This window comes from Polaribacter filamentus, from assembly GCF_002943715.1.
In the GTDB taxonomy this organism is placed as follows: domain Bacteria; phylum Bacteroidota; class Bacteroidia; order Flavobacteriales; family Flavobacteriaceae; genus Polaribacter; species Polaribacter filamentus.
Genome location: NZ_MQUA01000014.1, coordinates 28,299 through 44,248, shown reverse-complemented (window position 1 = coordinate 44,248; position 15,950 = coordinate 28,299). Strand labels below are relative to the sequence as shown.

Here is a 15,950-nt window from a genome sequence, read left to right as displayed (position 1 = left end):
AATTATCGTTTTAAGAGTTGTTTAATTTCTTTTTTCTCGTTAAAATAAATCAATCCGAAGAAAAGAAAAATAGTGAATACAGAAAACCAATATTGCCCTCTAAATAATCGAAAAGAAACCAGTCCAAAAACGGTTGCCGAAACCAAATAATAACAAACTTTTTTGAGTTTATAATCTATAGGATAATGTTTTTGACCCACAAAGTAAGAGATGATCATCATCGTTCCGAATGCACATAAAGTTGCCCATGCCGAAGCCATAAAACCAATTTTAGGAATCATTACAATATTAAAAACGATCGTTATAAAGGCGCCAATAATAGAGAAATACATGCCGTATTTTGTTTTGTCTGTAAGTTTGTACCAGATCGATAGAATATTATAAACCCCTAAAAACAAGTTGGCTAAAAGTATAATTGGCACAATAGAAAGTGCTTCGAAATATTCGGGCTTGCCTAATAAAATGTTTGCAAATAAATCAACAAAAACAACCACAATAAGCATGAAAAATGCCCCAAAAATGGTAAACCAAGTCAAAATTTTAGAATAGGTTTCCTTGGCATTTTCTTTATGAGCATTGTTAAAGAAAAAAGGCTCTGCACCCATTCTAAAAGCGACAATGTACAAGGTCATAAAAACGCCTAATTTGTAACATGCAGCGTAAATTCCCATTTGTTTATCACCTAAAATATCGCCCAATAAAAGTTTGTCTAAGTTTTCGTTGGTTACAAAAGCCATACTACCAATCATGAGAGGAAAACTATATAGAAACATTCTTTTAAAGAGTTTAAGGTCAAAACTAAATTTGAATTTAAAAACAACAGAAATCATCAATAAAAAAGTTGATAAACTTGCAACTGCTCCGGCAACAAAAATGTGAATTACTTTTGGATTTTCATTATAATAATTTACGAGCCATTCTGGTAAAGAAATTCCGTTGTTAATCGCATACGGCACAAACCATAAAAAGAAGATATTTAAAATGGCAAATACCCCAATATTTATGAGTTTAATAACTGTAAATTTTATAGGTTTATTGGTTACGCGTAAATAAGCAAAAGGCACAACTACCAAAGTATCTAGCGTAATTGTATACACCAATAGCTTAAAGAATAAAGGGTTTTTAAATCCGAAGAAAGCAGAAATGGTATCATTATAAAACAAGGCTAAAAACAGAAAAATTAACGTTGAAATTAGCAAACTAATAAACGCCGTAGAAACTACTTTTCCTTTGTCTTTTTCTCTTGAAAAAAAGCGAAAAAAGGCAGTTTCCATTCCAAAAGTTAACAGTGCGTTTAAATAAGCGGCGTACACATAATAATCTGTGTTTACTGCATATTTTTCTGCATCCAAGGTTGAAGTGTGCAGTTTTACTAGAAATATATTGATGGCACGTGGCAAAACAGCAGCAATTCCGTATATAATAGTGTCTTTAAAAAAGCGTTTTAATGTACTCAAAAATGTTTAATTATAGTAGGCAAAGATAATAAAAGAGTCAAGGAATCTTGATAAGTTAATAGTTTTGTTACTTTTGACGCATAAAGATAGATATATGAACGAGCATCAGAAAATTGCGGTTTTTGGAGGAGGAAGTTGGGCAACTGCCATTGTTAAAATGTTGACAGAAAATATGGAAACTGTTGGCTGGTATATGAGAAATACAGCTTCAATAAGATATATTAAGGAAAATGATCACAACCCAAAATACTTAAGTTCTGCAGAGTTGGATGCAAATCATTTAGATTTATCTAATGATATAAATTATATGGTTGCCAATTATGAAGTGTTAATTTTTGCTATTCCGTCTGCTTTTTTAACAACCGAACTCCATAAATTAAAAGAATCCTTAGCAGGGAAAACGATTTTTTCGGCTATTAAAGGGATTGTTCCAGAAACAGGATTAATTGTTGGCGAACATTTTAATACAATTTATGAGATTCCGCTAGAAAATATTGGTGTAATCACAGGTCCTTGTCATGCAGAAGAGGTTGCTATGGAGCGTTTATCCTACTTAACAATTGCTTGTCAGGATGAAGAAAAAGCAAAAAAAATGTCGAAAGCCTTAGAAAGCGATTATATAAAAACCAAGATTTCTGATGATATTATTGGCACAGAATACGCTGCGATGTTAAAAAATATTTATGCTGTTGCTGCCGGAATTGCGCATGGTTTAGGGTATGGAGATAATTTTCAATCGGTATTAATGAGCAATTCAATTAGAGAAATGAAGCGCTTCATCAAAAAAGTACATAAAATGAAACGAAACATTAACGATTCTGCATATTTGGGCGATTTGTTAGTAACTGGCTACTCAACTTTTAGTAGAAATAGACAATTTGGAAATATGGTTGGCAAGGGCTACACGGTTAAATCTGCGCAAATGGAAATGAGTATGATTGCAGAAGGATATTATGCTACCAAAAGTGCTTTTAAAATTAAGGAGGACAATGGTACAAAAACGCCAATTATAGATGCTGTTTACACTATTTTGTATGATAATAAAAATCCGAAAAAAGAATTTAAAAAGTTGACGAATAAATTGGATTAAATGTTTAATTTTGAACAATTATTTATGTTTTTAAACTTTTACCATGAAAACCATACAAGAAGTTGTAGAAAGTACCATTAGAAAAACTCCTTTTATAGAAGAAGCTTTGAACGAGAAGTTGATAAATGTTTCTTCTTTAGCTAGAATTATTTTACCAGAAGTTTCTGCTGTTTTAAAGAAAAATGTGAAGGTTGGTGCTGTAATGATGGCGATTAACAGGCTTTCACCAGCAAGCGAATTGCGCATAAGAAAAAATATAAAAAAGCTAGCTTTAAATTTGGGTGATGTAATTGTGCGCTCTGATTTGTGTGATTTTACATTTAAAAACACGCCATCTTTATTGCGTGAAATTGCTAAAATTCTAACCAAATCTTCAGAAAATTCTGATTATTTTTTAACAGTTTCTCAAGGAATTTTTGAAACTAATATTGTTACCAGTAAAAACTTAAGACCTTTTGTTGAAGAAATTTTTGAACCAGAAACTTTAATCAATAGTGTTTTAGATCTAGCTTCTATTACCATAAAATTACCAAAAGAAAATCAAGCACAATCAGGTATTTACTACTTCATTTTAAAGCAATTAGCTTGGGCAGATATTCCTTTACAAGAAATTATTTCTACCACTAACGAAATGACAATTGTTGTAAAAGAGGAAGATATTAATCAAACATTTGCCATTTTAATGGATATGAAATTAAGCTAGATTAAATTAGTTAATTTTGCTATGAATATCAAACAGGTAAAAAATGAATTACAAGATATCCTTTCAGAAAAAATCAGCTATAGCATCGATTTACCTATCCAAACAATTATCAGTTTCCTTAGAACAAGCAAAAAAACAAGTACTTTACTTGTAGAACGGCAGCAAAATAAAGCAGAAGAAATACGCTATTTTATAGATACCTCTTTTTATAATAAACCATCAATTTTTTGGAATGCTCAAAATGAATAAAATGGCTAAAAACGATCCTTATGCAGCACTGAGAATAAAAGAATTTAATATTTTTTTATTTGTTAGATTTCTACTAGTTTTTGGTTGGTCTATGCAATTTATTGTTATTGAATGGGAAGTTTATAGCATTACAAAAGACCCATTATCTTTGGGTATTATTGGTTTAATGGAAATTATTCCTGCTTTTTCTATGGCATTATTTGCTGGTCATATTGTGGATCAAAGGGAAAAAAGAAATTTATTAGCACTATGTACAGGTGCTTTTTCATTGATTAGTTTAGGTTTATTTTTATTAACAACAGATTCAATACTAAACAGTTGGTCTACAAATACTGTTTTATATGCTATTTATGGATTGGTCTTTTTCGGCGGATTTTTACGTTCTTTTTTTGGACCAACAATTTTCTCGTTAGTAGCGATGTTGGTTCCTAAAAGAATATATCATAATGCAGCAACATGGAGCTCAAGTACTTGGAAAGCGGCTTCTGTTTCTGGAGCTCTTTGTGGTGGTTTTTTTATTGGTTGGATTGGGGTTGATAAAACACTTTCAATCGTTTTTATTTTAGTAGTTCTGTCATTTATTACCCTTTTCCAAATAAAAAAGAAACCTATCTTAAATACAAAAATAGGAGAACCTATTACAGAAAGTTTAAAAGCAGGTGTTAAATTTGTATTTCAAAATAAAGCAATTTTAGGTACTTTAACCTTAGATATGATTGCTGTTTTATTTGGAGGAACGGTGGCGATTTTATCTGTATTCGCGCAAGATGTTTTAAAAGTGGGTCCAGAAGGTTTTGGTATTTTAAATGCCTCTATTTCTATAGGCAGCATCTTAACCATGTTGTTAACAACCTACATTCCTATCAACAGAAATACAGGTAAAAAAATGCTTATTTCTGTCTTCATTTTTGGAGTAAGTATCATTGCTTTTGGATTGTCTTCTATTTTTTGGGTCAGTATTTTAGCTCTCTTTGTAAGTGGTGCGGCAGACGGAATTTCAATGGTTATTCGTCAAACGATATTACAGTTAAAAACACCGGATGAAATGAGAGGTAGAGTATCTTCTGTAAACTCAATGTTCGTCGGTTCTTCGAACGAATTAGGTGCTTTCGAAAGTGGTTTAGCTGCTAAAATTTTAGGCCCCGTGGCTGCCGTCGTTTTTGGTGGAACCATGACTTTAATTACGGTTGTTGCTACAGGAATTGTGAGCCCAACAATAAGAAACTTAGATTTAACAGAAGAGATTGAAGAGCACGAAAAGGAAGAATAACAAAAAACCTGCTTTTTAGGTAAAAACAGGTTTTTAAGATGAATTTTATACCCTACTATTTTTACTGATCTGTGAGTGTTTTCATAAAAGCAATAATCATATTTTGTTCTTCTTTAGTTAAATTTAATTCATCAAAAGGCAAGGTTTGGTATTCTTCATAAATTCCGATACCCTTTCCACCGCCGCGATTGTAAAAATCTAGCACTGCTTCTAAGTTTTTATAGACGCCATTGTGCATATAAGGGGCTGTTTTACCAATGTTTCTAACAGTAGGTGTTTTAAAAAATCCTTTTCTTTCTTTGGTTTGAAATATATTATATCGACCAGGATCGGTGCTAATTACAGCATTAATTGTATCGTTTTTTTCAGGAACACCAATTAGTTCTAATTCGGTATCCATGAAATTAGGAGGCACAGTTCCGTTAAATAATGGAGGAAAATGACAAGTGGCACATACTGCTTTTCCCATAAATAAATTAAAACCCTTTTTTTCTTGATTGGTTAAGGTATTTTCTTTTTTATTGATGTTATTATCGAACTTAGAATTAAACGGACTTAGTTTTCTGATATACGATGCAATGGCATGTCTAATATTAAAATCTAATTTTTTAGATCCATATAAAGAAGCTAACAAGCGTTTATATTTTGGATTCTTTTTAACTCGGTTAACAATAGAATCCATAGGTAGGTTAAATTCGTTGTGGTTGTCCGCAACACCCACTATTTGCCCTTCTAAGCTTCCCGTGCGCGCATCCATAAAAAAGGATTGTTGATAAGCGGCGTATGTTAAGGTTGGACTATTCCTTACTTGTCGGCTATTAAACGTTTTTTCACCATCTGTAAACGCCAAATCTTTAATATGACAACTTGCACACGCCATCGTATAATTTTTAGAAAGTGTTTTATCATTAAATAATTCCTTTCCGAACAATTCTTTTTGCTTTAAATGCGTGGTATCACTTTTATGATCCGTAAAATAGAATACATTAATTGCATTTGGACTAAAAAGAGCCGTCGCATTATTTGATATAGCCATTTCAAAAGGAAATGTAACCTTCCAATCTTCTTGGGTTTCAATTAATAATTTTAATTGTTTATCGGTATGTTCTTTGATAAAAGTGTAGCGATCAAAACTATCAAAATCGTGATCTAATACTTTAATTGCATTTTGAAAAGACGCTATTAAAGTAGCGTAAACTTCTTTAGACGTAAATTTATCCTAAAAAAAATCAATAAGAGTTATGAGTGTTTTATAAGTATATTGACTTTCAAGTAAAGATGTGCCTAAAACTGGTGAATCGAAACCTGTAATACCCGTGGTAGCAATTCTAATTATCTGGTCTCTAACGAGCCAAATAATATGATAATCTTTTAAATTAATATAGGCATTTTTTTTAATTAGCTTTAATCTACTACTCGTAATTAACAGCGTGCGTTGTAGTTGTAATGTATCAATTTTTGATTCGTGTAGTAATTCTTCAATCACTTGAAAACCAAAAGGGTTTCTAATTTTAATATCGGTTAAATCTTCTTCCTGAACTTGTAAAATATTAGGAGCGTTTAAAGATTTGTAGTTGTTTTTATCTATTGAAGCTAAAATAGGCTCTATCTTTTTAAAGTGTTTTCGAGCTTTTATATACAGCGAAATATTATCTTCTATCTTTTTTAAAATAGAAATTGAATCGAGTAGGGTAATACAGCTGTTTAATTCTGAAGTATAAAATGTTTTTATTTTTTTGTTTGTGGAAGAAATAGTGGTTATTTTTTCTTCTTTTTCACAGCCTAATGTGCTTAAAAGCAAAAGACACATACAAAAAGTATATGCCTTCGCTTTCATAAATAAGTTGTTATTCATGATGTTTTTTAAATTATCTTTCTAGTCCTTTGATTAAGTATAGCATAGAACCTTCCTTTCTATTTGCTAAGTTAGCATTTGCTTTTGGGTCGGTAAAAGAAGTTCCATCAGCAGGTTCCCATCCATGGTTTTGAGTAATTAATAAGAAATTGTTACTACCATTGTTAACAATATCTGTTACATCAATCATACCTGTAATTTCCCATCTACTTGTCGTTTTACCATAGCCTAAACCAGCGGCTCTATTTTGGTCGCATTCTAAAACCGTTTTTATCTCTCCAGTTGTTAAGTTATATTGATATAGTTTAGCGTATCCATTAACAGTAGTATCCAAATAGCCGTTTGGGTCTTCTTGAATATAGGCATAGTTTTCTGTGACTAAAATATTATCAGGAGAATGAAATCCTTGCGCTTTACCACCAATTTTATCACCATCTAACACACAGGTAATTTTACAAGCTCCTGTAGGATCCGACTCATTTAAAGTAACTTTGTATACACGACCTAAAACACTTCCTTTACCAATTAAATCTGGTTTATCGCGTCCTGTAACACAGAAATATATTTCTCTTTGGTTTGCCGCAGTCCCTCTTCTCCAATCAATGTCCTCTAACCTAGAAAACCCCATAACACCTTTGGTTTTGGCTTCGGTATCTAATGCGGTAATTTCTCTTTCAGCTAATTCAACAAATTCAGCATTATAGGTGGATCCTTCAAGCATATCTACTTCAAAATCAACGCCTGCAGTAGTTACTTTTAAACCATACAATTTACCGCTATTTAAATCACCTCTATTTCCAACATACATACCTAATTGACCAGAAGGAACGGAGTTGTCGGCATGATCATCTCCAATAAATACAACTGTTTTATCGGCATAAGCATCTTTTCCAATAGGTACAGCATTTTCAGTAGACCACTGTCCTAGGGCAGGTAATAATTCTCCCGAACTAGCATCATTAGTGCTTTTTGAAGGATCTAAAACAAATACACCTTTTGATGCACCACCCCATTCACCACCCGATAAATATAAAGGGCCAAATCCATGTTCTTCAGGACTAATTAAAGTTCCTGAACATTGCGCTGTTTCAGCAGTAGCGGTTGCGTTTAAGATATATTCTCCATGAAAAGGTCTTAAATTTTTGTTTAACAAAATACGAGCAATAGAATAGTCTGCTTCGATATTATTAATTAAAGTATAGGTGTCATCTCCATTATTAATTAAGCCAGCGCCATCTGCCATAGATCCGTATACAAAATCAGGAGTGTTTGGTATCACATCCTCAGAAGTTAAAATTGGTGTGATTTTTAAGTTTACAAAATCACCGGTCACTTTTAATAGATTAGGTGATTTTGATGCAGCTAAAAAGACAGAAGCATCTTTTCCATTAACCCCATTATCGCCATCAATTCCATTATTCCCATCAATTCCATTAATACCATCTTTTCCATGTTCTACTTCACAACTTATAAGTAAAGTGCTAGCTGTAGCAGCAAAAAAAAGAGTAAAAAACAAGTTTAAATAATTCTTCATAAATTTTAAGTTTAAGTTTTAGTTTTATATTTTTCAAAACTATTCTTTGAAGGAGTCAAATGTGTTAAGCTAAGAATTTTGTTTTATCAATTTATGGTAAGTTTAAAGTTAACAACGTTAATAAAATGTAAGGGATTAGAAGAGATCAAATAACATGAAAAATATAGAGTTCTTTTTATTATGAAGGGCATAATTATTGATATATGTTGCATAAGACCAATCCTGCTATGAAATCATTAATCACTTTTTTCTATTAACTGTTTTTCGCAAAAAATAACATTAAAAGTTTTAGATTTTTAAACGAATGCACCTATTGTAAAAGCGCACATTTTTTTTATAAATAAAACAACCTATACAAACGAAAAAGGTGAGTTCTCTTTTATGTTAAAGAAATTAGATAGTATTACTTTTTCTCTTACCCATCTTAAATATAAAATGAAATAAGTCTTATACAGTAAAAGCAACATGTCTTTAATTATATTTCTTACAGAAAAACAAGAAACTTTAGAGAGCATTCAAATGGTTAAGTTCTAATACTGTCAGCAAATTATTGTAAATTTTAGTTTTTGGTCATAATTTTATTACATTGCAATAAAATTGTACATGAAAAATCTTACCATAATTTGTTTTTTAATGTATTCATCAATTAGTTTTTCACAAAAAATTACATTCAAAGTTTTATCGTCTTCTACAAAAGAACCAATAGAAAAAGCACATATTTTTTTTCTTGATACCGCCATTTATACTGACGAAAATGGAGCATTTTCTCTTGATTTAGTAAGCAAAAAAAGTATTTCTATTAGTATTTCTCATCTCAAATATAACAATCTAGAAATTCTATACAAGAAAGATATGTCAAGTACAATAATTTTTCTTGATGAAAAAGAAGAAGAGCTAAAAGGGATAAAAATTAGCACTAAAAAACAACTTAAAAGTAGCATCGATTTTAATAAATTGCAAGACATGCCTAAAGCGGTTTATTCTTTCGGATCAATTATAAAGAAGAATAAAATTTATGTATTTGGCGGCGATGTTTCTAGTGAACACGAAAAAAATAAAGAATGTCTTAGTTTGCCATATAATAGTTTACAAGAATTAATGAAATGCTTAGCTAGACCAAAACCAATTAGTTTTAATAATTATATAGGAGATATACAAGCGTACGATATTATTGATAAAAAATGGAGTATTGAAAAAGATAAACTTATAAAAAGAGCCTATCACAACGCAATATTTTACCAGGATACTGTTCTTTTAATCGGTGGTAAAACGCTATCTAAAAAGAAGTCAAGAGAGTTGTTGGCAGATCAAATAGAGCTTGTTGAATTAAAAGATTTATCGATAAAGAAAGATGAAACAAACCCACATCAAGCAGTAGATTTTGGCGCTGTACTTTATGATGATAAAATTTTGGTTTTTGGTGGTTCTATTAAGAAGTATAAAAACGGAGTAATAAAATATTCTAATGATATTCATTTTTTTGACTTAAAAACGGGGTATTGGTATTTGCTTACTAAAATGCCCAATGCAAAAGAAGTTACGGGTATTGTTTTTGAAGATAAATTATATTTATTTGGTGGTTTTAATAAAAAGAATTTATCAGAAATAGAATCATTTAACCTAAAAACAGGTATTTGGAAAAATGAAGGAACTCTTTTTAGAGGAATGAGAAAACCTTCAATAACTATGGATACTGAATTTATTTACCTACAAGAAGATGGCAAAATGATAACATTTGAACCTAAAACAAATATTTTAAAAGAATATAAAATCGATTTAAATTTGAACAACGCTAACATGCATTTTTTAAATGAAAATTTATATTTAATTGGTGGCTATCATGATGAAGATTATAGGAAATTTCCTTCAAACGGAATGTTTAGTATAGCTGTTTCAGAGTTTTTTAATACAGAACCTATCAGAATTAAAACTCTTAGGAATTTGAACTAATTCAATTATAAACTTTTGTAAGGCAAATTTGTAGTATTATTTTGTGATACTGCACTATTTTAGAATTTTATCTTTAGAAGTTAATAAAATTCTTAAAACAGAATGAAGTAAATAATTTAATAAAAAAAACCAGATGTTAAATTTAACATCTGGTTTTTGTCTTTACTTAAATTTTGTAATCGTTAAGATGGTTTTTACAGTCAATTTAACGCCTGTTTCATCACCTTCATTATTTATTTCATCAATTTCTTTAGAGCTCCAAGTAATTGAGAACTTTTTACCGATGTTTTCATCATCTTCTAAACCTAATTCTACGTTTTCATCTAAATCGTAAAATAAATGTTCTACTTTTTGATCATCAATAAATTTGTAGTAATCATTTTCTGTAACACCTTTAAAAGTAGCAACTAATTTATTTTCTTGAATTGTAACTTTTTTAGCAGAAAAAGAAACTGCGATAAGCAGCATTATGGCCGCAGTAAATAATTTTTTCATTTTTTATGAATATTAAAATCATATCAAATGTAGTATTTTTTTTAATTGAAAGTTAAAATTGATATTAAATTTTCATTCAATATTTTCACATTTTTTTCATTTGTTTTTTTATCTAAATTAAGCTGATTTTCAAATAGTTGTGTAACGTATTCTTTGTATAAATCTACACTTGGTTTATCAAAAAATAACCTTCCAGTTCTTCGCATAAAAAAGTCTGTTGTGTTGCAGGCCATTTCATAGTTTATGGTAAACCAAACTTCTGCTTTTATCATTTTTTCTTGCTGATTTTCCTCTGTAAATTCATCAAACTTTTTTAATATAATATCTGTTTGCTTGCCATAATTATACACTAAATATTCTGCATCTTTTTGAGAAAAGTCTACTTCTGCAATTCTATTATAGATAGCATCTGTATAGCTTTTTACTTCATTAAAGTTTTTAAAAGGTCCTCCTGTAAGTACTAATTTTTCTGTTTTTACGTCTTTAAATTCCTTTTCAAAACGACGTTTGTATTTTTTTGCAATCAAATCTACAATACGTTCTGCCATTTTTCTGTAGCCTGTTAATTTTCCTCCAGCAATAGAAATCAGTTCGGTATCTGAAACAAAAATTTCATCTTTTCTAGATAATTCTGAAGCCGATTTTCCTTCTTCATGAATTAATGGTCGCAAGCCTGCCCAAGAAGACTGCACATCTTCGAGGCTTAAATTAATTTCAGGAAACATGTTATTTACTGCGGATATTAAATAAGTAGCATCCACTAAGTTGGTTTCTACATTATTTTTATCCGTTTGATAATTGGTGTCAGTTGTGCCAAAGTAGGTAACTTTTCCTCTGGGAATTGCAAACATCATTCTACCATCAGGAATATCGAAATATACCGATTGTTTTACAGGTAATTTTTCATAAGCAACGACCAAATGAACTCCTTTTGTTAAGTGCAAACGTTTGCCAATTTTAGAGTTGTTTAGTTGGCGTAATTCATCAACCCATGGACCGCAAGCATTTACTACATATTTTGCTTTTATAGTATAATTTTCATCAGAAAACGCATCTTTTACATTGGCGCCAACGACGCTATTTTCTTCATAAATGAATTCGGTAGCTTCTGTATAATTGATAATTTTTGCCTCATAATTTACCGCTGTTTTTAACACTTCGATTGTTAAACGCGCGTCATCAGTTCTGTATTCTGCATAATAACCAGCGCCATTTAAAATCTTTTTAGGTAGCAAAGGCTCTTTTTCCAAAGCTTCTTTTTTTGTGAGCATTTTGCGTTTATCTTCACCTTCTACTGAAGCCAAAATATCATATACTTTTAAACCGATTGATGTGAGCCAAGAACCATAGGTTCCGCCATCAATTAAGGGTAAAATCATCTTTTCTGGAATCACTAAATGTGGCGCTAATTTGTGCACAATTGCGCGCTCAGTACCTACTTCTTTTACCAACCAAAAATCGAATTGTTTTAAGTAGCGCAAACCACCATGAATTAGTTTTGTTGATTTGCTGCTTGTACCAGAAGCGAAGTCGTTTTTTTCGATCAAGGCTACTTTCATTCCGCGTGAGGCTGCGTCTAAAGCAATTCCTGCACCTGTAATTCCGCCACCAATTATTAAGACATCAAATTTTGTAGATTGTAAGTCTTTGATGATATTTTCTCTGTTGAAATATGAAAAGTTGTCCATGGAAAAAGTTAAAAATTAGTGCTATTTTAACGAAAAGATTATATTTGTGAACAAAGTACAAAAAAAGCAATAGTTTCACCCCATTTAATTTTTTTAAATGTCAATATCAGATTTATATTCTAGCGGAAAGCACAAACAAGAAATAGGTCATTTTTCCAATATCGTAAAAATGGCAAAAGTAAATGGCAAAATTAGCAAAGAAGAAGAAGCTTTGTTAATTAAATCAGCAAAGAAATTACATATAACTGTAGAAGAGTTTACCGCTATTTTAAATAATCCAGAAAAATTTCCTTTAAACTCTCCTGTAAATTATGAAGAGAGAATTGAGCGTTTATATTTTTTAACAAAAATGATTCTTGTTGATGGAGAAGTAGATACATTGCAAGTTAAATTACTACGCAAAGTTGCCATCGGTTTACATTTTCCTTTTGATAATGTTGATAAAGTATGCGATGAAGCAATTTTATTAGTTAGAAATGAAAATGATTTAGTCAATTTTACGGCGGCGATTAAAAAAGTAAATAGTATTTAAGGATTTTAGTTTAAAATATGAGTTGACAAACCATCAATACTTGATTGATTTTTGTCTTCCCAATAGTTTTCTATTCCCTTTTTACCTTGCATTGTTGCCCAATCATTTAAATCGTCTCTTTCTCCTTTAAATTCAAAAAACGGAATGGACATTCCGCAAGAAGTTTGAGCAGATTCAATGCTGATTTTAAAAATCTGACGCGTTCCTGGGGTTTCTGGAAATAACGAAATTAATTCATTCCAATTTTCATCTTTTGGTTTAATTTCTTTTCCTTTGCCGTACAAACGTAAAATGTTTGGTGCTTTTTCAAAAGAACAAAACAGTATTGTAATTCGTTCATTTTCTGATAAATGAGCGGCAGTTTCGTTACCACTTCCTGTAACACTTAACCACAAAACGTGGTTTTTGTCAATCACTCTAAAAGAATCCATGCCTTTAGGTGACAAATTTATTCTTCCAGAACTTGGTGCAGTTGCCACAAAAAATATTTTTTGAGCTTCAATAAATTTTTGTAGTCTTGAGGTTATTTCTGTGTAAAATTTTGACATATTTATGCATTAAAATGATCAATAAATTCTTTCTTATATTTTTGTCCTAAAGGTATTTTATTTGAGTTAATGATTGCCATGTTCCCTTCTATATATTGCAGTTTATTTTTGTTAATTATAAACGATTTATGAACTTGTTTAAAAATAGACTTTGGCAGCGAAGTATGCATCATTTTTAGAGATTTATAGGTTACTAAAAAGGTATTCTTTAAATGAATTTTAATATAATCTCCCAAAGCTTCTATAAAATAGATCTTTTCAATTTTTATCTGATGTAATTTTTTGTCTGATTTTACAATGATATAATCGATTTTAGCATCATTCAAATCTTTAACTTTTGAAACCGCTTTTACAAAACGATGAAAAGAAAAAGGTTTTAACAAATAATCTGTGGCATCGACTTCAAAACCCTCTAAAGCATAAGCTGAATAAGCAGTTGTAAAAATTACTTTTGGCGGATTTTTGAGTGATTTATAAAAATCGATTCCAGAAAGTTGCGGCATATTAATATCTAAAAAAAACAAATCTACCGTGTTGCTTTTTAAATATTCTAAAGCCTCTAAAGCACTATTGCAAACCTGTACCAACTCTAAATAATCGATTTTATGTACAAATGATTTTAGAACATTTTGCGAAGAAGGCTCATCATCAATTATTATGCAACGTATATTCATTTTTCTATATCTATTGTTAGTCTTATAGTAAAAATAGTATGGCTATTTTCAATTGAAAAAAGATGTTTATCAGGATAAATAATGGCTAAATTTTCTTGAATATTTTTTAAACCAATTCCGTATTCCTCTTTTGTATTATAACTTGTAATTTCTTTAAAATTATTCGAAATCACAAAATCTATTTTTTTGTTTTTGACTATTAATTTTACATCAATATAAGGATTTTTTACCCCACTCTTCAATCCGTGTTTAAAACTATTTTCTAGCAATGGCAATAATAACATCGGATATATTTCTAGATTTTTATCAACTTTATAATCAAATGTAATAGTTGAATTTTGTACATGCCTGTTTTTTTCAAATTCGATGTAATTGGTAAGAAGTTCAATTTCTTTTTTGATAGTTATTTGAGCTGCATTTACATCATAAATAACATATCTTAAAATATCGGATAACTGTAAAATGGCATTTGTAACTTCTTTTTTCTCTTCGATTGCAAGCGAATACAATACGTTTAAAGAATTGAATAAAAAATGTGGATTAATCTGACCTTTTAAATAATACAGTTGATTCTCTATCTGCTGATTCTGAATTTTAAGTGTTCTATTTTCAAATTCATTTAAATAGACCCAATCTTCGGCAAGCTTTATGAGTACTGATAGGATAAAAAATACTGCAAAAATAGAATAGATTTCTATTTTATTGTGATACGAAATAAAGAAATAATCTTTAAAAAAAGTATCCACCAATACATTAAAAAACCAAGGATTTATCTGGGCAAATACAATAAGGTTTAGAATAAACAGAATTCCAAAAATTACATACTTTTCCTTTTTAAGATATGTAGGCAGTAACCAATATAAATTGATACAAACGGGAACCACTAAAGTAAATATAAAACTTGCGGTATAAATATAATCGATTTTTGCAGGTGATGAACTTCCAGAAAAAAGAAACAGAAGAATCAGAAAAGAACAACTCCATAATACAGCGTTAAAAACCAGTATATTATGGGCATTTGTTCTTTTTAAAAAATGTTTAATTTGTAGCATTTACTTTAGTTAACGTAAATTTCGTAGAGGTTTCCCATTTTTCAGCATCATTAGAAGCCATATATTTTTCTATGAATTTTTGTAATTCTTTAGAGCTTGCCGTTAACAAGTAATTTTCATTTAAAATTCCAATAGTTTCATGCCTTATTTTAATCTTTTTTTGTTTAAAAAGGGTTTGAAATTTATCCTCATCTAGCCATCTTATTTCTATTTCTCCGTTTTTTTGAACATCATATTTTACCAAACTATGTGTGTAAATAGAATGACTTTGTAATAAATTATCTACACCTTCTTGATGATCTAAAGGGAAAAAATCTAAAAATTTTTGATTGTTTATTTTAAAAGGAGTCGCAAGATAAATAACTTCTTTATCCTCATATTCTCTTAAAATATAATAGCTATTTTTATATTCTTTATAGATTTTTAGATCCTCTTTATCCATTTTTTCAACAGGATTGTCTTTTGTTATTTCTTCTTTAAATGAAATAACTTTCCATTTTCCTTTTTTAGAATCTTGCCAATCTCCAATAAAATTTTGATCAAAAGTGATGGTTTCTTTGGTGTAAAAAGGATGTAAAGATTTTACTATGCAAGAAGTTAATAGTATTAAACAAATTCCTAAAATTGTGTTTCTACTTTTCATAAGTATCAAATTTAAAGTTATTTAGCACAAAAAAAGAGCAGAAGCAGATAAAAAAGAAATTTTTTAGATAAACACTATTTTTTTCTCGGTGAAACAGGGTTTTTAAGCCATCTCTTAACCGCATGGAATCTCCTGCAACAAAAAAACTACTTTTTAAAATAGATCTAAATCAAAAGTATTTTCTTTGATATTAAGATTTAAAAGAAGAAT

At 30.0% G+C, this 15,950-nt stretch carries 16 protein-coding genes; 6 read left to right on the top strand and 10 right to left on the bottom strand.

What is annotated here, in order from left to right; all coding sequences use genetic code 11:
* Nucleotides 1-2: 2 nt before the first annotated feature.
* A complete protein-coding gene (locus BST83_RS16900) occupies nt 3-1,457 on the bottom strand; it encodes a lipopolysaccharide biosynthesis protein (RefSeq protein WP_104810944.1) in 1,455 nt (484 codons plus the stop codon).
* 94 nt (nt 1,458-1,551) lie between these two features.
* Here BST83_RS16900 and BST83_RS16895 point away from each other — a divergent pair, with 94 nt between their 5' ends.
* From BST83_RS16895 to BST83_RS16880, 4 genes are read left to right on the top strand one after another with little or no spacing between them, the layout of a single operon-like run.
* Nucleotides 1,552-2,547 (top strand): NAD(P)H-dependent glycerol-3-phosphate dehydrogenase, encoded by a 996-nt coding sequence (locus BST83_RS16895; RefSeq protein ID WP_104810943.1) that lies wholly within the window; start codon nt 1,552-1,554, stop codon nt 2,545-2,547.
* 43 nt (nt 2,548-2,590) lie between these two features.
* Entirely contained in the window at nt 2,591-3,250 is a 660-nt protein-coding gene (locus tag BST83_RS16890) for a hypothetical protein (protein ID WP_104810942.1), read from the top strand.
* Nucleotides 3,251-3,271: 21 nt separating this feature from the next.
* Entirely contained in the window at nt 3,272-3,499 is a 228-nt protein-coding gene (locus tag BST83_RS16885; protein ID WP_104810941.1) for a hypothetical protein, read from the top strand.
* 1 nt (nt 3,500) lies between these two features.
* Complete coding sequence (locus BST83_RS16880) at nt 3,501-4,769, top strand: MFS transporter (protein ID WP_104811346.1); 1,269 nt, start codon at nt 3,501-3,503, stop codon at nt 4,767-4,769.
* 61 nt (nt 4,770-4,830) lie between these two features.
* Here the strand turns inward: BST83_RS16880 and BST83_RS20870 are convergent, their stop codons facing one another.
* The 3 genes from BST83_RS20870 to BST83_RS16870 form a co-directional block, all read right to left on the bottom strand.
* Nucleotides 4,831-5,805 (bottom strand): cytochrome-c peroxidase, encoded by a 975-nt coding sequence (locus BST83_RS20870; RefSeq protein ID WP_240614845.1) that lies wholly within the window; start codon nt 5,803-5,805, stop codon nt 4,831-4,833.
* Nucleotides 5,806-5,988: 183 nt separating this feature from the next.
* The gene (locus BST83_RS20865) at nt 5,989-6,624 is read right to left on the bottom strand and encodes a hypothetical protein (protein WP_240614844.1); all 636 of its coding nucleotides are present in this window, start codon (nt 6,622-6,624) and stop codon (nt 5,989-5,991) included.
* Between the two features lie 13 nt (nt 6,625-6,637).
* The gene (locus BST83_RS16870) at nt 6,638-8,158 is read right to left on the bottom strand and encodes a PhoX family protein (RefSeq protein ID WP_205853617.1); all 1,521 of its coding nucleotides are present in this window, start codon (nt 8,156-8,158) and stop codon (nt 6,638-6,640) included.
* A 603-nt stretch (nt 8,159-8,761) separates the two neighbouring features.
* Between BST83_RS16870 and BST83_RS16865 the strand changes: the two genes are divergently transcribed.
* Nucleotides 8,762-10,108 (top strand): Kelch repeat-containing protein, encoded by a 1,347-nt coding sequence (locus BST83_RS16865; protein WP_104810940.1) that lies wholly within the window; start codon nt 8,762-8,764, stop codon nt 10,106-10,108.
* A 162-nt stretch (nt 10,109-10,270) separates the two neighbouring features.
* Here BST83_RS16865 and BST83_RS16860 read toward each other — a convergent pair whose 3' ends face one another.
* On the bottom strand, nt 10,271-10,603 hold the full coding sequence (locus BST83_RS16860) for a hypothetical protein (protein ID WP_104810939.1): 333 nt from the start codon (nt 10,601-10,603) through the stop codon (nt 10,271-10,273).
* Nucleotides 10,604-10,644: 41 nt separating this feature from the next.
* On the bottom strand, nt 10,645-12,291 hold the full coding sequence (locus BST83_RS16855; RefSeq protein ID WP_104810938.1) for a glycerol-3-phosphate dehydrogenase/oxidase: 1,647 nt from the start codon (nt 12,289-12,291) through the stop codon (nt 10,645-10,647).
* Between the two features lie 97 nt (nt 12,292-12,388).
* Between BST83_RS16855 and BST83_RS16850 the strand changes: the two genes are divergently transcribed.
* Complete coding sequence (locus BST83_RS16850) at nt 12,389-12,823, top strand: TerB family tellurite resistance protein (protein WP_104810937.1); 435 nt, start codon at nt 12,389-12,391, stop codon at nt 12,821-12,823.
* 5 nt (nt 12,824-12,828) lie between these two features.
* On the opposite strand, the gene BST83_RS16845 is transcribed toward BST83_RS16850, so the two are convergent.
* Genes BST83_RS16845 through BST83_RS16830 form a run of 4 tightly spaced genes read right to left on the bottom strand, consistent with a single transcriptional unit; the run spans nt 12,829 to nt 15,740 of the window.
* On the bottom strand, nt 12,829-13,371 hold the full coding sequence (locus BST83_RS16845; RefSeq protein WP_104810936.1) for a pyridoxamine 5'-phosphate oxidase family protein: 543 nt from the start codon (nt 13,369-13,371) through the stop codon (nt 12,829-12,831).
* Nucleotides 13,372-13,373: 2 nt separating this feature from the next.
* Entirely contained in the window at nt 13,374-14,045 is a 672-nt protein-coding gene (locus BST83_RS16840; RefSeq protein WP_104810935.1) for a LytR/AlgR family response regulator transcription factor, read from the bottom strand.
* On the bottom strand, nt 14,042-15,097 hold the full coding sequence (locus BST83_RS16835) for a sensor histidine kinase (protein ID WP_104810934.1): 1,056 nt from the start codon (nt 15,095-15,097) through the stop codon (nt 14,042-14,044). The genes BST83_RS16840 and BST83_RS16835 overlap by 4 nt, the downstream gene beginning before the upstream one ends.
* Nucleotides 15,084-15,740, bottom strand: coding sequence for a hypothetical protein (locus tag BST83_RS16830; protein ID WP_104810933.1), 657 nt, complete (start codon nt 15,738-15,740; stop codon nt 15,084-15,086). Before BST83_RS16830 ends, BST83_RS16835 begins: the two co-directional genes overlap by 14 nt.
* Nucleotides 15,741-15,950 lie beyond the last annotated feature (210 nt).